The sequence below is a fragment of the Pseudomonas sp. Ors-4-3C genome, assembly GCF_055755035.1.
On record NZ_CM146900.1, the window covers coordinates 5857697 to 5877007 of the forward strand.

The 19311-nt window shown below is 59.8% G+C and carries 17 protein-coding genes; 11 read left to right on the forward strand and 6 right to left on the reverse strand.

Translation table 11 applies throughout. The features are described 5' to 3' along the window. The first annotated feature begins 10 nt into the window (after nt 1-10). Entirely contained in the window at nt 11-838 is an 828-nt protein-coding gene (cysQ, locus tag ACVHNU_RS26495; protein WP_473018601.1) for a 3'(2'),5'-bisphosphate nucleotidase CysQ, read from the forward strand. An 84-nt stretch (nt 839-922) separates the two neighbouring features. Here the strand turns inward: cysQ and ACVHNU_RS26500 are convergent, their stop codons facing one another. The 4 genes from ACVHNU_RS26500 to rfbC are packed head-to-tail and all read right to left on the reverse strand — an operon-like array spanning nt 923 to nt 5153. Beyond that, nucleotides 923-1378, reverse strand: coding sequence for a YiiD C-terminal domain-containing protein (locus ACVHNU_RS26500; protein ID WP_473018602.1), 456 nt, complete (start codon nt 1376-1378; stop codon nt 923-925). Continuing rightward, the gene (locus ACVHNU_RS26505; RefSeq protein ID WP_003220686.1) at nt 1375-2760 is read right to left on the reverse strand and encodes a sigma-54-dependent transcriptional regulator; all 1386 of its coding nucleotides are present in this window, start codon (nt 2758-2760) and stop codon (nt 1375-1377) included. The genes ACVHNU_RS26500 and ACVHNU_RS26505 overlap by 4 nt, the downstream gene beginning before the upstream one ends. Further along, the gene (locus tag ACVHNU_RS26510) at nt 2757-4565 is read right to left on the reverse strand and encodes a sensor histidine kinase (RefSeq protein ID WP_103485296.1); all 1809 of its coding nucleotides are present in this window, start codon (nt 4563-4565) and stop codon (nt 2757-2759) included. Before ACVHNU_RS26510 ends, ACVHNU_RS26505 begins: the two co-directional genes overlap by 4 nt. Nucleotides 4566-4607: 42 nt before the next feature. Beyond that, nucleotides 4608-5153, reverse strand: a complete 546-nt coding sequence (gene rfbC, locus ACVHNU_RS26515; RefSeq protein ID WP_003220688.1) for a dTDP-4-dehydrorhamnose 3,5-epimerase — start codon at nt 5151-5153, stop codon at nt 4608-4610. A gap of 146 nt (nt 5154-5299) precedes the next feature. On the opposite strand from rfbC, the gene ACVHNU_RS26520 reads away from it, so the two are divergent. The 3 genes from ACVHNU_RS26520 to ACVHNU_RS26530 all read left to right on the forward strand — a co-directional run bounded on the left by ACVHNU_RS26520 (nt 5300) and on the right by ACVHNU_RS26530 (nt 10024). Beyond that, nucleotides 5300-8212 carry an aminotransferase gene (locus ACVHNU_RS26520; protein WP_473018603.1) on the forward strand — a complete coding sequence of 971 codons (2913 nt, stop codon included), beginning with the start codon at nt 5300-5302 and terminating at the stop codon, nt 8210-8212. A 248-nt stretch (nt 8213-8460) separates the two neighbouring features. After that, complete coding sequence (aguA, locus tag ACVHNU_RS26525) at nt 8461-9567, forward strand: agmatine deiminase (protein ID WP_003220691.1); 1107 nt, start codon at nt 8461-8463, stop codon at nt 9565-9567. A 244-nt stretch (nt 9568-9811) separates the two neighbouring features. Next, nucleotides 9812-10024 (forward strand): hypothetical protein, encoded by a 213-nt coding sequence (locus tag ACVHNU_RS26530; RefSeq protein ID WP_003220694.1) that lies wholly within the window; start codon nt 9812-9814, stop codon nt 10022-10024. 189 nt (nt 10025-10213) lie between these two features. On the opposite strand, the gene ACVHNU_RS26535 is transcribed toward ACVHNU_RS26530, so the two are convergent. Next, on the reverse strand, nt 10214-12307 hold the full coding sequence (locus ACVHNU_RS26535) for a TonB-dependent receptor (protein WP_473018604.1): 2094 nt from the start codon (nt 12305-12307) through the stop codon (nt 10214-10216). A gap of 256 nt (nt 12308-12563) precedes the next feature. On the opposite strand from ACVHNU_RS26535, the gene ACVHNU_RS26540 reads away from it, so the two are divergent. The 6 genes from ACVHNU_RS26540 to ACVHNU_RS26565 all read left to right on the forward strand — a co-directional run bounded on the left by ACVHNU_RS26540 (nt 12564) and on the right by ACVHNU_RS26565 (nt 17259). After that, entirely contained in the window at nt 12564-13232 is a 669-nt protein-coding gene (locus ACVHNU_RS26540; RefSeq protein WP_473018605.1) for a DsbA family protein, read from the forward strand. Between the two features lie 296 nt (nt 13233-13528). Continuing rightward, on the forward strand, nt 13529-14815 hold the full coding sequence (locus ACVHNU_RS26545) for an OprD family porin (RefSeq protein WP_400498756.1): 1287 nt from the start codon (nt 13529-13531) through the stop codon (nt 14813-14815). Between the two features lie 231 nt (nt 14816-15046). Next, nucleotides 15047-15793, forward strand: coding sequence for a 2OG-Fe dioxygenase family protein (locus ACVHNU_RS26550; protein ID WP_003220699.1), 747 nt, complete (start codon nt 15047-15049; stop codon nt 15791-15793). Nucleotides 15794-15872: 79 nt separating this feature from the next. Continuing rightward, entirely contained in the window at nt 15873-16250 is a 378-nt protein-coding gene (locus ACVHNU_RS26555; protein WP_003220700.1) for a GNAT family N-acetyltransferase, read from the forward strand. Beyond that, a complete protein-coding gene (locus tag ACVHNU_RS26560; protein WP_473018606.1) occupies nt 16247-16963 on the forward strand; it encodes an AzlC family ABC transporter permease in 717 nt (238 codons plus the stop codon). Before ACVHNU_RS26555 ends, ACVHNU_RS26560 begins: the two co-directional genes overlap by 4 nt. Next, a complete protein-coding gene (locus ACVHNU_RS26565) occupies nt 16942-17259 on the forward strand; it encodes an AzlD domain-containing protein (protein ID WP_003220702.1) in 318 nt (105 codons plus the stop codon). Before ACVHNU_RS26560 ends, ACVHNU_RS26565 begins: the two co-directional genes overlap by 22 nt. Here the strand turns inward: ACVHNU_RS26565 and ACVHNU_RS26570 are convergent. Beyond that, nucleotides 17176-18102, reverse strand: a complete 927-nt coding sequence (locus ACVHNU_RS26570) for a LysR family transcriptional regulator (RefSeq protein ID WP_045122253.1) — start codon at nt 18100-18102, stop codon at nt 17176-17178. The two genes, ACVHNU_RS26565 and ACVHNU_RS26570, sit on opposite strands and share 84 nt — an antisense overlap. A gap of 442 nt (nt 18103-18544) precedes the next feature. Between ACVHNU_RS26570 and ACVHNU_RS26575 the strand changes: the two genes are divergently transcribed. Next, nucleotides 18545-19054 carry a PBECR2 nuclease fold domain-containing protein gene (locus ACVHNU_RS26575; protein WP_473018607.1) on the forward strand — a complete coding sequence of 170 codons (510 nt, stop codon included), beginning with the start codon at nt 18545-18547 and terminating at the stop codon, nt 19052-19054. The last annotated feature ends 257 nt before the right edge of the window (nt 19055-19311 follow it).

The window sequence follows — 19311 nt, forward strand, 5'->3', positions numbered from 1 at the left end:
TGAGATGTCGATGAGTTTTCCCCATCCATTGATGGCGCCAGTGGTTGAGCTGGCATTGCAGGCCGGCGAGGCGATCCTGCCGTTCTGGCGCGCTGATGTGGCGGTCACCGCCAAGTCCGATGACTCACCGGTGACGGCGGCGGACATCGCTGCGCACCATGTGATCGTTGCTGGGCTGACCGCGCTCGACTCCAGTATTCCGATTCTGTCCGAAGAAGATGCCGACATCCCGCAGAGCGTGCGTGCCGGGTGGCAGCGCTGGTGGTTGGTGGATCCACTGGATGGCACGAAAGAGTTCATCAGTGGCAGTGAAGAATTCACCGTCAACATCGCGCTGATCGAAAACGGTCGGGTGGTGTTTGGCGTGGTGTCGATGCCAACCAATGGGCGTTTCTATGTCGGCGGTGCGGGGCTCGGCGCGTGGCGTGGGGATAAAGGTGGCTCGCCGGTGGCGATTCAGGTGCGTGACGTACTCGCCGCTGGTGAAGCGTTCACCGTGGTGGCGAGCCGTCGGCATTCCAGTCCGGAGCAGGAGCGCCTGCTCGCTGGTTTGAGCGCCAGCCTGGGCGAGCTGCAACTGACGAATATCGGCAGTTCGTTGAAATTCTGTCTGTTGGCCGAAGGGGCAGCGGATTGCTATCCGCGACTGGCGCCGACTTCGCAGTGGGATACCGCGGCAGCACAGGGTGTGCTCGAAGGTGCGGGCGGTGAGGTGGTGGATCTGCAGGGCGAAGCGTTCTGTTATCCGGCGCGGGAATCGCTGCTCAATGAGTTCTTTCTGGCGCTGCCGGCGAAAGCGGCGTGGCGATCCAGATTGCTGGAGCTGGCGCGCTCATAAGATCAAAAGATCGCAGCCTGCGGCAGCTCCTACAGGGAAATGCGAATCCCGTGTAGGAGCTGCCGAAGGCTGCGATCTTTTGCTTCAGCGGTGCAAAACGTACTGCCCGCTGAACGTCACCGCATCCTCTTCACTCCCGGCGTTGACGATCCGTGTATTGAGCGTCAATCGCGCCCGCCCGTAGCGCTGATACATCGCCAGAAATTTGTTCCAGACCGCCGCTTCCGGTGGCGGACAAATCGCCGTGGCATCACCGGTCACGGGCAGCGGATAGTTGATCTGCCCTTCCTGAATCACGATGTGCCCGTCTTCGATGCCTTGTTCCTTCAGGCGCAGATGCAGCCAGCCCCATCCTGCCAATACCGCGCCGCAGTAGAGACTGCCGCCGAACATGGTGCTCTTGTGATTGACGTTCGGCTCCAGCGGCAAGTGCAGGCTTAACTGCTGCTCGTGCCAGGCGAGAACCTTGAGGCCCATCTCCCGAGTCAGGGGAATGTCGTGATGCAGCACCGATTCCAGATAGCGACTGTCGCGACTCATTCGGCTTCGTCTCCATGGGCGCTGCTGTCGGCAAAATTCAAGCCGTGCTTGCGCAGTTTGTCGTGCAGGGTCTTGCGCGGAATGCCCAGGGCTTCGGCGAGGCTGCGTACCGAACTGTGCGAGCGCGCCAGCTCGGCGGCAATCAACGATTTCTCGAAGTTTTCCACTTGCTCGCTGAGCCCGCCACTGATGACTTCCACCGTGCTGCCGCCGCCTTCGCTTCCACTGTTATCCAGCGCCAGTTCCAGACCGAGGGCGAAACGCTCGGCAGCGTTCTGCAGTTCGCGCACGTTGCCCGGCCAGGTGTGGCGCAGCAGCAAGGCGCGTTGCGCCGGTTGCAGTTCATGAGGCGGCAAGCCATGGCGGGCGCTGGCTTCATCGGCGTAATGCTGGAACAGCACCAGCGCGTCCTCGCCGCGTTCGCGCAGCGGCGGAATGCGTAGGGGAGCGACGTTCAGTCGGTAGTACAAGTCGGCGCGAAAACGCCCTTGATCGGCGGCCTGACGCAGGTCTTCCTTGGTCGCAGCGATGACCCGGATGTCCAACGGGATCAACTGATTGCCACCCAGACGTTCGACCACGCGCTCTTGCAGCATGCGCAGCAATTTCACCTGCACGTCCATGCTCATGCTTTCGATTTCATCGAGGAACAGCGTGCCGCCGTTGGCGAATTCGAATTTGCCGATGCGGCGTTTCTGCGCGCCGGTGAACGCGCCCGGCTCATGCCCGAACAGTTCGCTTTCGACCACCGATTCGGCCAGTGCCCCGGCGTTGATCGCCACGAACGGGCCGTTGCGCCGGCTCGACAGGTCGTGCAGCGCACGGGCCACGACTTCTTTACCGGCGCCGGTCTCACCGAGAATCAGCACGTCAGCCTTGGTCGCGGCCAGCGCGCCGATCTGCTCGCGCAAACGCAGCATCGGCGCCGAGTGGCCGACCAGTCGCGCGCTCAGTTCGTTGCGATCGCTCAGGGCCAGGCGCAGGCTGCGGTTGTCCAGTACCAGCCGGCGCAGGGCCAGGGCGCGGCGCACGCTGTCGAGCAGCGCATCACTGGCGAACGGTTTCTCCAGAAAGTCATAGGCGCCGGCACGCATCGCCTGCACCGCCAGCGGCACATCGCCGTGGCCGGTGATCAGCAGCACCGGCAGCTCCGGGTCCTGAGCATGCAATTCGCTCAACAGCTCCAGGCCGTCCATGCCCGGCATGCGGATGTCGCTGACCACCACACCGGGCCAGTCACGCTCCAGTTGCCCGGCCAGACCTTTGGCTTCGGACAGCGGGAGGATTTTCAGCCCGGCCAGGTCCAGGGTCTGGCCGAGGGCCTGACGCAGGTGCGGATCGTCGTCGATCAACACCACCTGAATGCGATTGTCGATTGTCATGCACTTCGATCCTCGGACGGTTGCAGGCTGACCCCGGGCGCGCCGGCGCGCAGCCGCAGGGTGATCAAGGCGCCACCTTGCTTGTGGTTGGCGAACGACAGTTCGCCACCGAAGGCGCGCATCAGGGTTTCACAGATGGCCAGCCCCAGGCCAAGGCCCTGGGTGCGGGTCTTGGTGGTGTAGAAGGGCTCGCTGGCGCGACCGAGGGCTTCCATGCAGAACCCCGGACCGTTGTCGCGAATGTACAGGTTGACGCCCTCGGCGGTGGATTCGGCACTCAGCCACAGTTTGCGCGGCGGGCCTTTTTCTGTCAGCGCATCGAGCGCGTTGGCCAACAAGTTGCCGAGCACCTGGCGCAGCCGGGTTTCCCCGGCCTCGACCCACAGGGTGGCGGCCGGCAGGTCGCGGATCAGCTCGACTTCCATGCTGCGGCGCCGTTTGGCCAGCAACGCCAGCGCATCGTCCAGCGCCGGTTGCAGGGCCACGCTTTCCGGGGCATGGCGATCGCGGCGGGCGAAGGCCCGCAGGTGGGCGATGATCGAGGCCATGCGCCCGGTGAGTTCGCTGATCAGTTTGAGGTTGCCGCGAGCATCGTCGGTGCGCTGATGATCGAGCAGCACTTCGGCGTTTTCGGCGTAGCTGCGAATCGCCGCCAGCGGCTGATTGAGTTCATGGCTGATACTCGCCGACATGGTTCCGAGCGCCGATAGTTTTCCGGCCTGGACCAGATCGTCCTGGGCGCGCACCAGTTCCTGCTGGGCCTGTTCGCGCTCCAGCACTTCTTGCTTGAGGCGGCGGTTGAGGCCTTCGAGATCGCTGGTTCGTTCAGCCACCCGGCCTTCCAGTTCGCGACGGGCCTTCGCTTCGAAAGCGATGCGCTCCAGGTAATGCCGACGGCGTTGCATCATCAGCCCCAGCAACAGCATCACCACCAACAGTGTGGCGCCACCGATCGCCACCACGGTGCGTACCGGACGGTCGATCAGCGTACGCGGGGCGAGGATGCTGACGCTCCAGCCGGTTTCGGCGATGTTCACGGTTTGCGTCAGCCAGGCATTGGGGCTGAGGTTCAGCGGGCGCGGCTCACGCGTCGGATAGGGCTGGATGGCGGTGATCGCCAAACGCTCGGGCTCGCTCAGGGGGCGGGTCGAGCGGAAGCGCCATTCCGGACGCGAGGTGAGAATCACCACGCCGTTATGGTCGGTCACCAGCAGTTGTTCCGGGGTTTTGCCCCACAGGCTTTCGGTGTGGTCGAGGTCAACCTTGATCACTAGCACCCCGATTATTTTCTCTCCGTTGCGCACTGCCGCCGCGAAGAAATAACCGCGCTTGGCCGAGGTGGTACCGAGGCCGAAGAAACGTCCGAGGCGTCCGGCCATGGCCTCGCTGAAATACGGACGGAAAGCGAAATTGCGCCCGACGAAACTGTCGTGCTTGTCCCAGTTCGACGCTGCCAGGGTCTGGCCGCTGGTGTCCATCAGGTACATGACTTCGGCGCCGGTCTGCGCCGCGATGTTTTTCAGCAGGCGGTTGGCATTGCCCTGGGTGACGCCGTCGTCCGGTGCACCGAGTACGGCGCGCAGGGCCGGCAGGTCGCCGAGGATCTGCGGCAGCACTTCATAGCGGTGCAGGGTACCGAGCAGGTTGGCAACGTAGAGGTCGAGGGTCTGGCGGTTTTGCCCGGCCAGTTCACTGCGGTAATAGCGCTCGGCCAGATGTTCCAGCGGCCATAGAAGCGGCGCCAGACACAGCGCCAGCAGGGCGAGGCTGCGCCAGCGAGGTCTGCGGGGAAGGGTAGGTTTCATGAGCCGGATGCGCCTGTGGTGACAGGCGCATTATGCCTAGGCTCAGGCGAAGACGTCAGCGTCCTTGAGCAGCGCGCCGGACTGATCCTTGGCCGACAGCTTCGGTGCTTCATCAAGCTGCCAGTCGATGCCTAGAGCGGGGTCGTCCCAGCGAATGCTGCGCTCGGACGATGGATCGTAGTAGTTGGTGGTCTTGTAGAGGAACTCGGCGAACTCGCTCAGCACCACGAAACCATGGGCGAAACCTTCCGGAACCCACAGTTGACGGTGGTTTTCAGCCGACAGGCGTACGGCAACCCATTTGCCGAAGTGCGGCGAGCTGCGACGGATGTCCACGGCCACATCCAGCACTTCACCGGCCGTTACCCGGACCAGTTTGCCTTGGGTATTTTGCAGTTGGTAATGCAGGCCGCGCAGCACACCTTTCTGCGAGCGCGAATGGTTGTCCTGAACGAATTGGGTGTCCAGACCGGTCGCTTCCTGGAACGCCTTGGCGTTGAAACTCTCGTAGAAGAAGCCGCGCTCGTCACCAAATACCTTGGGTTCGATGATCAGAACACCGGGCAGATCGGTGGTGATTACATTCATGAGATTTTTCCAGATAGAGGTGAATGGCCGACATTCTTGCGCAAAGTGCCCGCGGATGCGAGCGCTTGAATAACACGGATCGGGGGTTGCGCATCCACGGTAGCAATGGCGATATAGGCGCCTAATAAAATTTCAGGGGTCGTTCCATGCCACTCGCCACGTTGATTCATCGCGCCAGTTTGCCCAGCCCACAGGTTTCTGAAGCGCAGGCCCGGCAGTGGTTGGCGGAGCATTACGGCCTCAGTGGCACGTTACAGGCACTGGGCAGTCAGCAGGATCTGAATTATCGGGTCGACACTGAGCGTGGGCGGTTTGTCCTGAAAATCTGCCGCGGCGACTATGCACTTGTGGAGTTGCAGGCTCAGCATGCAGGCCTCAAGTACCTTGCCGAACACTCTTCGGTGCACGTGCCCAGAGTGATCCCGGCCAGTAACGGCGCGGATCTGTTATCGCTGGAGGCCGACGGCGAGCCAGTGCACGTGCGTTTGCTGGACTACATCGAGGGTCAGTCGCTGACTCATCTTGATCACTTGGGCCACGACGTGGTGGCCGGTTTCGGTCAACTGTGTGGCGAGATGGATCTGGCCCTGGCCGGCTTCGATCACCCAGGCCTTCAGCGCACGCTGCAGTGGGATGCGCGTCACGCCAGTGCGCTGATCAAGCATCTGCTGCCGGTGATCAAGGATGAAGGCCAGCGCGCACTGATTGCTGACGCTGCCGAACAGGCCGAACGTCGCTTGCAGCCGCTGCTGGACAAGCTGCCGGTGCAGGCGATCCACATGGACATCACCGACGACAACGTGGTCTGGCAACGAGATGCCAAGCGTCACTGGCAATTGCAGGGCGTGATCGACTTCGGAGATCTGGTGCGCACCTGGCGCATTACCGATCTGTCGGTAACGTGCGCGGCGCTGCTGCACCATGCCGGCGGAGATCCGTTGGTGATTCTGCCGGCAGTGCAGGCCTATCACGCAGTCAATCCGTTGCAACATGCAGAGCTGTTGGCGTTGTGGCCATTGATCGTGGCCCGCGCAGCGGTGCTGGTACTCAGTGGCGAGCAGCAGGTCAGCATCGATCCGGGCAACACCTACAGCCGCGATAACCTTGGCCACGAATGGGAAATTTTCCACGTGGCCACGACTGTACCGCTGGCGCTGATGGAAGCGGCGATCCTCACGGCGGTCGGCCAGCCGCTGCCGGCCATTGACAGTGAAGGCTTCGCTCCGCTGTTGCCAGAGCTGGTCGGGCGCGAGTTTGCGTTGATAGATCTTGGCGTCCTCAGTCCGCATTTCGAAGCGGGCAACTGGGAGCAGGAGGGGATCGATCAACGGCTGCTGACTGAAGCCGCTGCCGCGCATGGCCTGGCGGCGAGTCGTTATGGGCAATACCGTTTGTCGCAGACGCGAGTGGACAGCGCGGTAGAGCCGGAGACCTTCCCGCTGCACGTTGAACTGCGCGTGCCACAGGGCGCGACCGTGGAAGCGCCGTTTGCCGGTGTGCTGCACCACGCGGCGGACGGTGTGCTGCAGCTCGACGGGCCGCAGCTGAGCGTGCGTTTGCGCGGTGTGAATGCTTCGCTGCACAGCGGCGCGGCGTTGGTCAAAGGGCAGGTGCTGGGTGCAGTCAGCGGTCCGTTGCTTGTGCAGTTGAGTCGTGTGGCATCGCTGGATGCGCCATGGTTCTGCAGCCCTTCGCGCGCTGCCGCGTGGCAGGCCTTGTGCCCCTCGCCAGCAACGCTGCTGGGCCTGGCCTGCGATGCCGAACCGGAGCTGGACGGCAAAACCTTGCTCGAACGGCGCGACGCGAGTTTCGCCCGCACGCAAAAACATTATTACGTCGACCCGCCGCGCATCGAGCGCGGCTGGCGCAATCACCTGATCGACATGCAGGGCCGCTCCTACCTCGACATGCTCAACAACGTTGCGGTGCTCGGCCATGGTCATCCGCGCATGGCTCAGGTGGCGGCGCGGCAGTGGTCGCTGCTCAACACCAACTCGCGCTTCAACTATGCCGCCGTGGCGGAGTTTTCCGAACGCTTGCTGAAGCTGGCGCCGGACGGCATGGACCGGGTGTTTCTGGTCAACAGCGGCAGCGAAGCCAACGACCTGGCGATTCGTCTGGCGTGGGCCTACAGCGGCGGGCGCGACATGCTCAGCGTGCTCGAGGCCTATCACGGCTGGACTGTCGGCGCCGATGCGGTATCGACATCCATCGCCGACAACCCGCGTGCGCTGGAAAGCCGTCCGGACTGGGTGCACCCGGTGACCGCGCCGAATATCTATCGCGGTGAGTTCCGTGGCTTGGATTCTGCGCCGGACTATGTGCGCAGCGTCGAAGCGCAACTGGCGCATATCGCCGAGCAGAAGCGCCAACTGGCCGGGTTCATCTGCGAACCGGTGTACGGGAATGCCGGCGGGATTTCCCTGCCGCCCGGTTATCTGAAACAGGTCTATGCGCTGGTACGGGCCCAGGGCGGGGTGTGCATCGCCGACGAAGTGCAGGTCGGTTACGGGCGCATGGGCCACTTCTTCTGGGGCTTCGAAGAGCAGGGCGTGGTGCCGGACATCATCACCATGGCCAAGGGCATGGGCAACGGCCAGCCGCTCGGCGCGGTGATTACGCGTCGGGAAATCGCCGAGGCGCTAGAGGCCGAAGGCTATTTCTTCTCGTCGGCCGGTGGCAGCCCGGTGAGCTGTCAGATCGGCATGGCAGTCCTGGATGTCATGGAAGAAGAAAAGCTCTGGCAAAACGCGCAGATCGTCGGCGGTCACTTCAAGGCGCGGCTGGAAGCGCTGATCGATAAACATCCGCTGGTGGGTGCGGTACATGGTTCCGGCTTCTATCTGGGGGTGGAACTGATCCGCAACCGCCAGACACTGGAACCGGCCACCGAGGAGACCACGTTGTTGTGCGATCGCCTGCGCGAGCTGGGGATCTTCATGCAACCGACCGGGGATGACCTGAATATTCTCAAGATCAAACCGCCGATGGTCACCTCGCGGCGCAGCGTGGACTTCTTTGTCGACATGCTGGATCGGGTGCTCGAGGAAGGCCTGTAAACGCTGCTTTTGTGGGAGCGGGCTTGCTCGCGAATGCGGTTTTTCATTCAAAGGTGATATCGACGGATGTGCCGCCTTCGCGAGCAAGCCCGCTCCCACATGGGTTCAGTGCTAATTCGATTTGTATCGGTATTTAACTGTTTTTTTTAGACGAGCGTCATTTTAAAGCATTTAAAATACGATATTTATCGGTTATAAAGTCGCCATTGCTTTGCAACCCTTCGACGGTTCCCAGGAGTCCTGATCCGATGACCACTTTGAAAAGTACCCCGCGTGACGATGGCTTCTACATGCCGGCCGAGTGGGCGCCGCAGACCCAGACCTGGATGATCTGGCCCGAGCGCCCGGACAACTGGCGCCTGGGTGGCAAGCCGGCACAAGCTGCGCATGCCGCCGTGGCCAAGGCCATCGCCCGGTTTGAACCAGTGACCGTCGCGGTTTCCGCTGGCCAGTACGAAAACGCCCGTGCGCGCCTCGACGTGCCGAATATCCGTGTGGTCGAGATGTCCAGCGATGACGCCTGGGTGCGCGACAGCGGCCCGACTTTCGTCATCAATAACAGCGGTGAAGTGCGCGGTGTGAACTGGGACTTCAACGCCTGGGGCGGCTTTGAAGGCGGTCTGTACTCGCCGTGGAATCGCGACTCGCAGGTCGGCGGCAAGATCCTCGAAATCGAGCGCAGCCCGCGTTATCGCACCGAAGGTTTTGTGTTGGAAGGCGGCTCGATTCACGTCGACGGCGAAGGCACGCTGATCACCACCGAAGAGTGCCTGCTCAACCACAATCGCAACCCGCACCTGAGCCGCGAAGAGATCGAAGCGGTGCTTCGCGACAATCTGTCTGTGGATAAGATCATCTGGCTGCCGGATGGCCTGTTCAACGACGAAACCGACGGTCATGTGGATAACTTCTGCTGCTACGTGCGTCCAGGCGAAGTGCTGCTGGCGTGGACCGACGATCCGCAGGATCCGAACTACCCGCGCTGCCAGGCCGCGATGAACGTGCTGCAAAGCAGCACCGACGCCAAGGGCCGCCCGTTCACGGTGCACAAGATGCCGATCCCGGGGCCGCTGTATGCCACCGAAGAAGAGTGCGCGGGCGTCGATCCGGTCGACGGTACCCAGGAGCGCAATCCTTCTGTGCGTCTGGCCGGTTCCTACGTGAACTTCCTGATCGTCAACGGCGGCATCATCGCGCCGAGCTTCGACGATCCGATGGATGCCCCTGCACGAGAAATCCTGCAGAAGCTGTTCCCGCAGCACGAAGTGGTGATGGTGCCGGGTCGTGAACTGTTACTGGGCGGTGGCAATATTCACTGCCTTACCCAACAGCAGCCAGCGCCGCACAAAGAGTGAGTTGAGACGTAACAGCTTGAGTTGATTAATAAATCAGCCAGGCAACAATTAGCTCTCTGTGCATGCAAAGAAGCCCGCGGCCTTACTGGACCGCGGGCTTCTTTGTATCCGCTTGTCGACAAATCGGAAACCTTGGCATAGCTCTTGTATCGGACAAAGCGCACTAGGGAGAGGGGGGACTTCAATAGTTCTGTCATAAACCTTGGATAACTTGGCCGCTCACGAACGGGGAGAGAGCGCTGAAATGAACGCCGAAGTGAACGTAGTCAGCGAGCGGAATTTGCATCCCATGGTCGTAAACGGCGAATCGCTCCAGATTGTCGCGCACTTTTTGAAATCCAATGGAACGCGTCAGATCAGGGAACCTGATCCGCGCCGGATGATGATCGAGCGCTATCCCGCTGGCCTGTTCAGCGAGGCCGAACTGGAAGCGTTATGGGCTGTGATGCAAGGATAAGAAAAACAACAAGGATTGGTAAAAGCGCTGCCGGGATGGCGGCGCTTTTTTATGCACGACACAAAAACCACTGCGAACATTGGACCTGTGGGAGGGGGCTTGCTCCCGAATGCGGTAAGTCAGTGACGATGATGTTGCCTGGCCCGACGCCTTCGGGAGCAAGCCCCCTCCCACAGGATTTGTGTGAAATCAGAAGCTGTAAGTACCGGTCATCACCACGCTGCGCGGTGCGCCAGGCTGGATCTGATATTGGCTGGTGGCCGAGGCGTAATACTCGCGGTCAGTGATGTTGTTCAGCGCTGCGCGCAAATCCCAGTCCTTGAAGCGGTAACCGACCAGTGCATCCCAGCGGCCATACCCCGGCAGCACGGTGGTGTTGGCGTTGTCGGCATAACGCTGGCCGACCAGGGTCAGGCCGGTTTCGCCGTACCAGCCCATTTCCGGTTTCCAGGTCAGGAACAGGCTGCCGTTGTGTTTGGCCACGTTGTTGACGCGCTTGCCTTCCAGACCGTTGTTGTCCTTCTCGATGGTGGTGTCCTGCACGCCGACGCCGCCGCGCATGTACCAGTTGCCGACCAGTTTGCCGGTGGCGGTCAGCTCGACACCGCGGGAACGCTGAAGACCGGTCATGACGGTCAGGGTCGGATCGTTCGGATCGCTGGTGCGGCGGTTGTAGAGTTCCAGGTCGTAGACCGCCAGGGTGGTGCTCAGGCGATCATCCAGCCAATCGCTTTTCACCCCGATTTCTTTCTGTTTGGTCAGCTCCGGACTCAAGTCGTTGCTATTGCCGGCAGCCCCCGGGGTTATGCCGATCAGGCCGCCGCCCACTGGCGAGAAGGTCTTCGACCATGAGGCGTAGAACGAATGATTCTGCAGCGGCGTCCAGACAATCCCGACGCGCGGGCTGGTGCTGTGGCTGTCGCGATCCTCAGTGATGTTCTTGAGCTTGTTGGTCGACTCGATATCGAAGGTGTCGTAGCGCAGGCCGGCCAGCAGTTGCCATTGATCATTCAGGCGCAGTTGATCCTGGACGTAGACCGCGCGGCTTTCGACTTCGGTGTGGCTGCTGCTCGAGACCTGCATGCTGCCGGTGTGGCGCAGATTGCGGTTCGGGTTGTACAGGTCGAGCGATGGCACGGGTTGCGCGCCTTGCGTTCTGCCGGTGGCGGCGTTGTACAGCGTCGGGTCGCGGCGCTGGCTGCCGATCTCGATACCCGTGAGCAGGCGATGCTCAAGGCCGAAGGTATCGAATCCGCCTTCCAGTTCGAGGTTGTTGTAGACGTTGCGGGTGGTCAGATCCTGCTGCCAGTGCTGGCGCGCGACCTTGTTGGTTTTCGGATCGAAGTTGGTCAGGTAGGTGTTGTCGAAATCGCTGTCGAGCTTGAACACGCCCAATGTCTGGCGCAGCTGCCAGTTGTCGTTGATCTCGTAGGTGAGTTTCGAGCGCAGAGACTGCGCCTTGTCGTCGATGAAATCGTGATCGTTGCCGTAGGTGGTGTCGCGACCGACATCTGCTGGGCGCCCGTTGACGCCGGGAATGCCGCGATCCGGGGTGCGGTTGTAGCGACTGTATTCGTATTGCACCAGCCAGTTGAGGTCCGGGGTCAATTGCCAGCTCATCGACGGGGCGAACAGCTGGCGGTTGCCACTGACGCCATCGCGGAAGCTGTTTTCATCCATGTTGCCCATGTTCAGGCGCAGGCTGAGGTTTTCGCTGGGGTCGGTGCTGAGGTCGGCGTACAGGCTGCGCAGGTCTTCGCTGCCGCCCTGCGCTTCGATGGTCGAGCGACGGCCGAATTCGGGCAGCTTGCTCACGCGGTTGACGATCCCGCCCTGGCTGCCACGGCCGTAAAGTACCGCCGCCGGGCCTTTGAGCACTTCGACCCGTTCGATGTTGTGCAGGTCGCGCTTGTACTGGCTGTCGTCGCGAATACCGTCCAGATAGAAGTCGTTGCTGGCGTCGAAGCCACGGATGCGCAGGCTGTCGAAGCGGGTGTCGGCGCTGCTGCTGACGTTGGGAATGCCGCTCAGGGCGTCGCCGATGTCATTGGTGCCGTAGTCGGCGACGTTCGCGGTCTTGATCGAGTCGATGGCCTGCGGCACGTAACGCACCGGGGTCGAGGTGCGGGTCGCAGTGCTGCTGATTTTGACGCGCGGGTCCTCGGCCTGTTCTTCGGCGCTGATCGCGGTGGCAGGCAGTTCGGTGGCGGAGTAAGCAAAACCGCTGGTTAGAAAGGCAGACAATCCAAGGGTGACGGGCGTGAGGCGGAACGGGGCAGGCATGGAAAAGCGCATCCGAAAGGGTAGGGAAATTCAAACGCGCAAATGGTAATGCTTTGCATTTGCTCCCGTAATTTATTCCTGAGAAGTTCCCCTATTGGATTGTTTCAATTTGTGTCGATCTCGATACACACCGACCCTTTGAACAATTTGACCGATTACCGAAACAGTCTGAAAGGCATTCCGACGTTTTTCGCCAACACACGAGGGAATAGTCTGTCGGCATCGAATTTTCCTGATTGGTTGCCGGAGTACTCCCATGATCCTTCATTACATCTACGACCCATTGTGCGGCTGGTGCTACGGCGCCAAACCGCTGGTGCAAGCGGCGCAGCAAGTGCTGCCGGTCGTTGCCCATGCGGGTGGAATGATGAGCGGCGCGAATCGCCAGCGCGTTTCGCCGCAACTGCGCGATTACGTCATGCCCCACGACCGGCGCATTGCCGAATACACCGGGCAGCCGTTTGGCGAGGCGTATTTCGAAGGCCTGCTGCGCGATCACTCGGCGATTTTCGATTCGACGCCGCCGATCGCAGCGGTGATGGCGGCAGAGTCCATCGACAGCCGTGGTCTGCAAATGCTCGGACGTTTGCAAACGGCGCATTACGTGGAAGGGCGGCGCATTGCCGATGAATCTGTGCTGTTCGAACTCGCCAGTGAGTTGGGTTACGCCGAGCACACCTTTGCGGCTGCGTTTAAGTCCGTTGATACGACAGCGCATGTAAAAGCCAGCCGCGCGCTGTTGGCGCAGCTAGGCGGCCAGGGATTTCCAACGTTGGCACTGGAGCAGGACGGACAATTCACCTTGCTCGACATCAGCCCATGGCTTGGCAAACCGCAGGCATTCGCCGACTGGTTGGGGCAAGCGGTTGTCGCTGTTGAGCCAGGGCAATCCCCCGCGCAATGCGGTCTCGACGGCTGCGTGTAATCGCGCTGGATTCACTGGTTAAGCGCATTTCCGAGCAATGCGCTATCGCAAAATTTACGATTCTTAGACGATTTTTACCTATTTAAAGACGATTCTTGAAATTGACACATTATTGAGGGCGCGGCTACGATTCGGCCCAACGCCTGTGGCCAACCGCCATGACTCAAAATAATAAACAGGCCCGCCACGGTTTCTCCGTGGGCGGGCCTTTTTGTTTTCGGGGTGAAAAAAGAGTGCATTAGCGCCGTTTCAGCCGTTCGACACAGCGCGTTTCAACCCGTAATAAGGAAAACAAAATGTTGAACAAGCGAATCAGTCTGATCGCACTGGGGATGTTGAGTGCCACACAGGCCATGGCTGACGGCCAGGCCGAGTCCAAGGGTTTTGTTGAAGACAGCAGCCTGAAAGTGCTGCTGCGCAATGCCTACATCAATCGTGATTACAAAGACGGCAACAAAGACAAGTCTGAGTGGGGCCAAGCGGCCATCGGTACGTTCTCGTCCGGTTTCACTCAAGGCACCATCGGTGTGGGTGTTGACGCCTTCGGCCTGTACGCCCTGAACCTGGAGCGTAGCGAAGATCGCAGCGGTGCCGGCGGCATCGACTTCTTCAAACGTGGCGACAGCGGCAAACCTGCCAACGACCTGTCCAAGGGCGGCGCAGCGGTCAAATTCCGTCTGTCCAATACCACGCTGACCTACGGCGACCAGATGCCGGCCCTGCCGGTGCTGAATTACGACAATTCGCGTCTGCTGCCGGAAAGCTACACCGGTACCTTGATCACTTCCAAAGAGATCAAAGGCCTGCAACTGGACGCCGGTCGTTTCACCGCCGAATCGCGTAAAAGCGCTGAAGGCCGTGACAGCGGTGGTCTGAAGGCTATCAACGTATTGGGCGGTAGCTACCAGTTCACCGAACAGTTCAAGGCGGCGCTGTACGCTTCCGACGTTGAAGACGTGCTGAAGAAGCAGTACGTGAACGCCAACTACGTGTTCCCGATCGACAAGGATCAGTCCCTGACCCTGGACTTCAACGGCTACCGCACCAAGCTCGACGACTCCTATGTTCGTCAGAGCGGTGCTACCGGTGACGACAACAAGATCTGGAGCCTGGCAGCGACGTTCGCCACCGGCCCGCACTCGTTCACCGTGGCGCACCAGCGTTCCACCGGCGACAGCAACCTGGGCTACGCCTATGGCGGCTATCAGAAAGAGCAAGGTCGTGTCGGTGACGGTGGCAACACCATCTACCTGGCCAACTCCTACTGGTCGGACTTCAACGCTGAAGACGAGCGCAGCTGGCAGCTGGGTTACGGTTTGGACTTCGGCGCATTCGGCGTACCGGGTCTGAGCTACAACTTCGCTTATGTGCGTGGCGACAATATCACCACTTCCACCAGCGAAGGCGGTACCGAGCGTGAGATCTTCAACCAGGTCAAATACGTCGTACAAAGTGGTCCGGCGAAAGACCTGAGCGTGAAATTGCGCAGCTCGATCCTGCGCGTGTCGCAGAAATCCAGCGAGTACAACGTCAGCGGCAACGAGCTGCGTGTATTCGTGGACTACCCGATCAACATCTTCTGATGAACGATCCGGTGTAAGAAACATGAGAAAACCCCGACTGGTTCGGGGTTTTTTTTCGACCTCTTTTCTATAGAAACTGTAAAAAACCCGTGTTTTTGTCATGTAAAAGTTGTTTTTACGCTGCTGCAAACTCCGTTTCAAACTGCACTTTAAATGCCTGAAATTCTTTCTCATGGACGCAAATTCTCCACCTAATAGATTAGGCCGCTCAACGCAGCGGAGAATTTGGTAATGATCGTTTTGAACAGAGAAGTGGGCGAATCGCTACGGCGCGACAAATATGTCAACGTCCAGGGTGGTGACTTCAATCTCTACGGTCATTTTGCCGACTTCGTCAGACTGACCAAAAGTTGGGAAAACATGGAGCCAGACAGTTACTACGGTCAGGCCGAAGCCGGCATGCGTTACCGTCGTTACAGCGACTTTGAGTACAACCCGAAAACACGTGAATTGAAGCAACTCGAGCATCGCGCGTACGTGCAGTCGAAAGAGAACAACGCCTACGTGGGTGGTGTTGTGCGGCACTTTCAGGACTTCTCCGATGAGGTGATTACTTCGCCTGTGATGCGCAGCCTGATCGACACCGATTTTGAAGTGTACAAAAGCGTGTTGCCGGAAGAGCTGCACGATGAAATCTGGCAGTGCCAGATCCATCAGATCCGCATCGAGATCAAACCCGGCAAGCAACTGGAAATCACTCCGGAAGGGATTCACTGCGACGGCTATCCGTTCAGCGGTGTGCACTTCTGGGGGCGCAACAACGTCGAGGGCGCGGAGAGCCGTTTGTACGATGTGCACGAGCATCAACTGGCGTCGACTACCTACAAGGAAATACTCGACACCACGTACTTCCTTGACCGCGACATGCGCCACTACGTGACTCCGGCGCGCAACACCCACACGCATGCCATGGCTTACCGGCAGATTCTGGCGATTTCCTTCTCGCGGCCCGGGACCGCTTTCGACATTGTTCGCTAATCAGATCACCCCAATCGATGGCGTCGAGTGCTCGACGCCGGTGGTGCTGCGACGCGCTACCGCCAAGGACGCGCAGCGCATGGAGCGTTTCTTCCGCCAGTTCGACGAGGTGTCGTTCTGTGAGTGGCAGGACGCCAAATGCCTGCGCGGTGTATTGATCCAGAAGACCACCACGGCCTATCTGGCCTTCGACGTCGAAGGCGAAATCGTCGGTGCGGTGCTCGGCGGCATGCTCGGCAGCCGCGGCACCATCAACCACCTGGCGGTCAGCCCACGCTATCGCAGCCAGGGCGTCGGCCAGCGGCTGGTGGAAGCGGCGTCGTCTGACATGAAACGGGTCGGTGTATTACGGATGTTTCTGTTCGTCGACGATGCTAACCTCGCGGGCAAGCGATTCTGGACTGCCCAGGGTTTTTGCGAACCCCACGGCGAACGGACATTTGAGAGGGATCTATGAATGAAACGTCCGGCAGTGCGCCGCTGATGGCTGCCCATCAGCCATCGCGCACGTTTGCCGAAGCCAGCCCGGTGGTGGCCGGTTACTTCACGGTGTCGTTCGTGTTCGGGCTGATGGCGGTCAACGCCGGGCTGCCGATGTGGCTGCCGGTAGCGATGTGCTTGTTCGTCTATGCCGGTGCTTCGCAATTCGCCGCGCTGGCGCTGATCTCCAGTGGTGCTTCGCTGACTACCATTGTGCTGACCACGTTCCTGATCAATGCGCGGCACATGCTGATGTCGGTGTACATGGCCAAGGCCCTGCGCGCACTGGGGCTCAGCCGCATGGAGCGCTGGGCTTACGCGGGTGGACTGACCGATGAGTCTTTTGCGTTTCACAGCGTCAAGCTGGGCACCGGCGCGCCGGTCAATATCCGTTACCTGATCGGCTTCAATCTGTTCTGCCACGCCTCCTGGGTGCTGGGCGGATTGCTGGGCGCCGTTTGCGCGCAATATGCATCGCACCTGATCAAATATCAGCTCGACTACGCACTGACCGCGATGATGCTTTACGTGCTGGTGTCGCTGTGCAACACCCGCAACAAACTCATCGCCGCAGCGGCTGCCGTCGCCTGCATGGGCGCGCTGAGCCTGGTCGGTACTTCGCCATTCAACGTATTCATCGCCACGTTTGTGGGCTGCGGAGTGGGTGTATGCCTGACCAAACGTTCCTGATTCTGGTGGTGGCGCTGATGATGGCCGTGACTTTCCTGCCGCGCGCGTTGCCACTGCAAGTCAACACCGAGCACTGGCCGCCATTCGTTGCGCGGGCGCTGGAATACCTGCCGGTGGCGATCGTCGCTGCGATCAGCCTGACTCCCTTGTTGATCAAGGATCAGCACCTACAGCTCGACCGCCCGGAATTTTATGCAGCCATTCCGACGCTGTTATGTGCGTATTTCAGCAAAAACCTCTTTCTCAGTGTGGCGGTTGGGACGGCTGCGTACATTGCGCTCGGCTCGTTCATGTAGCGGCAGATCGACCACGTCATTCAGGGCCTGGCCCGAGAGGTTCGGATTGTTCACCGCCAGACGCACTTCGAGGAAATCCTCGAAGCCGGGGAAAATCGTCAGGCCGTTCTTTTGCGCGGCCTCACGAGACACCATGCCGACCGCGTCCATCTGCGTGATCAACGACAGCGTCAGGGTCTCGCTACAGGAATAGACCATGCGCTGACCGTTCTCGTGATTGCCCAGACCCGCGTCGAGAAAGCGCAGGAAGCTGTGGGAATACGGACAATCTTCCGCAGGACGCACCTGAAACTTGTTGCCCAGCAACGTCAGTGGATCGTTTTCCTGCCCGCAATGGGCACCGACCACCTGCACCTGCACATCCGGCAAAACAATGCTCGGCAGACCCGGACGTTGCGGGCCGATCAGCACCGCGAGGTCAAAGTCCTCATTCTTCAGCTTGCTCAGGTTCTCCATCGACTCGGCGTAGCTGAATTCCATCTGGTAATCGGGAAACACCTCGATCAGGCGTCCGATCATTCGCCGGTTGAAGTCAGACGACAACGTGTTGTTCAACGCAACCTTCAATGTGCGCTGGCCAGGCACCTTGAGCGCCTCGACCTTTTCTTCCATCTGTCGCGTGGCAATCAGCACTTTGTCGATGTAGGGCGTCAGCTCCGTGCCTTGCGGCGTCAGCGTCAGCCCTTTGTTGGAACGACGAAACAAGCGGAAACCGAACTGCTCTTCGACCTTGTTCAACTGTGCGGCCAAGGCCTGCACAGTCAGGCACGAATGCTCGGCTGCGGCCGACAACGAGCCGGTCTGCACGATGCGCATGAGGTTGCGTAAGGTTCTGCTATCCATGGGTAATGCCCTCTGAAGTGGGCTGGGTATTGTTGTTTACGAGACTGCCGATCCGGCGTCATATGCTGGCTATATTCCAGCACCTGAGCATAGTTGTCGCGGGTTTAGTAGCGAATTGATGTCCCTGCCGATGGCTGGAAGCTGACACAGGATCGGGATTTTTGATGACGTGGGGGTGATTGGGGTCAAGAAAAGTGCCCGGCTCGGACGAGTCGGGCACTTTTTTATGCCCCGGGACTACTGCATTTTTGAGTATTTCCCACACCGAAACGTCACTGTTTTGCACCGTTGTCGGAAGCCTCCTATAGAAAAGAGCGAACGGGCTGATTTACCGCCAATGCACAAGTGGCTGAAATATCAGGTAGTTATTTTCGGGACTTTTAGTCCGAGGCCATGGATTTCCAGGCAATGCCGGCATCCGCGAAGCTAGCGAGTCGATGCCATGAGTTTGCAGGGGAGCAGGGCGTTACCCGATCAAAAAACCTGGAAAGATCTGGGCTTACCGGATATTCGCGATATCGACCCCGGCCTCCTGATTTCTGCAGTCAGAGAGCTTCCGGGTGCCTCGAGTCTTAATGCAGCGTGGGAGCAAGTCGCCAGAGGCTTTGGACTTGTTCACGGTCTTGATGCTGTTCTGATCGAAACGCCATATGGACCGGTTTTGGTGAAGCATGAGCATTTGCTTCATACGGTGGAAAAGGGCCCGAATGCCCGTGAGCGATTCACCGAATTTGCGCGAGATACCCTGACGAAACCGTTAGAAATATGGCGGGTCCCCTACGATGACGCCTCGTTTCGACTCTCCTTCATCGGCGCCTACAACGCGAGATACCAGATGCTGGTGGTCATCCATGTTGAGCGTGGCAACCTACTCTGGAATTTCATGAACTGTGACAAGAAGGGCCTGAACAAGCATCGGCATGGTGAACTGTTGTATCGACGTTACCGGTAGCTCAAACAAGAAAGGGCAGCCTTCTCAGGCTGCCCTTCACATGAATGTCGCTTGATATTGTGCTCCCTCAAGCAGGGGAGAAGAGGTCTCACCCGAGCGCTGATTTTCAGGTCATCAACGGGGTTCCTAACGCCGACTATTGCCACCTGAAGGCAGTCGGTTTCGCGCTCTTGAGCCAGATTCTCTGCCACGGAACATTGAGGTGTCAACCTGAGGTTTTGAGGATTTTATTCGTATGCGGATAGAGTTATTGAAAA

Excerpts from the sequence above, each read along its gene's own strand:
- cysQ (WP_473018601.1), top strand. The coding sequence starts at position 11 with ATGAGTTTTCCCCATCCATTGATGGCGCCAGTGGTTGAGCTGGCATTG.
- ACVHNU_RS26500 (WP_473018602.1), bottom strand. The coding sequence starts at position 1,378 with ATGAGTCGCGACAGTCGCTATCTGGAATCGGTGCTGCATCACGACATT.
- ACVHNU_RS26505 (WP_003220686.1), bottom strand. The coding sequence starts at position 2,760 with ATGACAATCGACAATCGCATTCAGGTGGTGTTGATCGACGACGATCCG.
- ACVHNU_RS26510 (WP_103485296.1), bottom strand. The coding sequence starts at position 4,565 with ATGAAACCTACCCTTCCCCGCAGACCTCGCTGGCGCAGCCTCGCCCTG.
- rfbC (WP_003220688.1), bottom strand. The coding sequence starts at position 5,153 with ATGAATGTAATCACCACCGATCTGCCCGGTGTTCTGATCATCGAACCC.
- ACVHNU_RS26520 (WP_473018603.1), top strand. The coding sequence starts at position 5,300 with ATGCCACTCGCCACGTTGATTCATCGCGCCAGTTTGCCCAGCCCACAG.
- aguA (WP_003220691.1), top strand. The coding sequence starts at position 8,461 with ATGACCACTTTGAAAAGTACCCCGCGTGACGATGGCTTCTACATGCCG.
- ACVHNU_RS26530 (WP_003220694.1), top strand. The coding sequence starts at position 9,812 with ATGAACGCCGAAGTGAACGTAGTCAGCGAGCGGAATTTGCATCCCATG.
- ACVHNU_RS26535 (WP_473018604.1), bottom strand. The coding sequence starts at position 12,307 with ATGCCTGCCCCGTTCCGCCTCACGCCCGTCACCCTTGGATTGTCTGCC.
- ACVHNU_RS26540 (WP_473018605.1), top strand. The coding sequence starts at position 12,564 with ATGATCCTTCATTACATCTACGACCCATTGTGCGGCTGGTGCTACGGC.
- ACVHNU_RS26545 (WP_400498756.1), top strand. The coding sequence starts at position 13,529 with ATGTTGAACAAGCGAATCAGTCTGATCGCACTGGGGATGTTGAGTGCC.
- ACVHNU_RS26550 (WP_003220699.1), top strand. The coding sequence starts at position 15,047 with ATGATCGTTTTGAACAGAGAAGTGGGCGAATCGCTACGGCGCGACAAA.
- ACVHNU_RS26555 (WP_003220700.1), top strand. The coding sequence starts at position 15,873 with ATGGAGCGTTTCTTCCGCCAGTTCGACGAGGTGTCGTTCTGTGAGTGG.
- ACVHNU_RS26560 (WP_473018606.1), top strand. The coding sequence starts at position 16,247 with ATGAATGAAACGTCCGGCAGTGCGCCGCTGATGGCTGCCCATCAGCCA.
- ACVHNU_RS26565 (WP_003220702.1), top strand. The coding sequence starts at position 16,942 with ATGCCTGACCAAACGTTCCTGATTCTGGTGGTGGCGCTGATGATGGCC.
- ACVHNU_RS26570 (WP_045122253.1), bottom strand. The coding sequence starts at position 18,102 with ATGGATAGCAGAACCTTACGCAACCTCATGCGCATCGTGCAGACCGGC.
- ACVHNU_RS26575 (WP_473018607.1), top strand. The coding sequence starts at position 18,545 with ATGAGTTTGCAGGGGAGCAGGGCGTTACCCGATCAAAAAACCTGGAAA.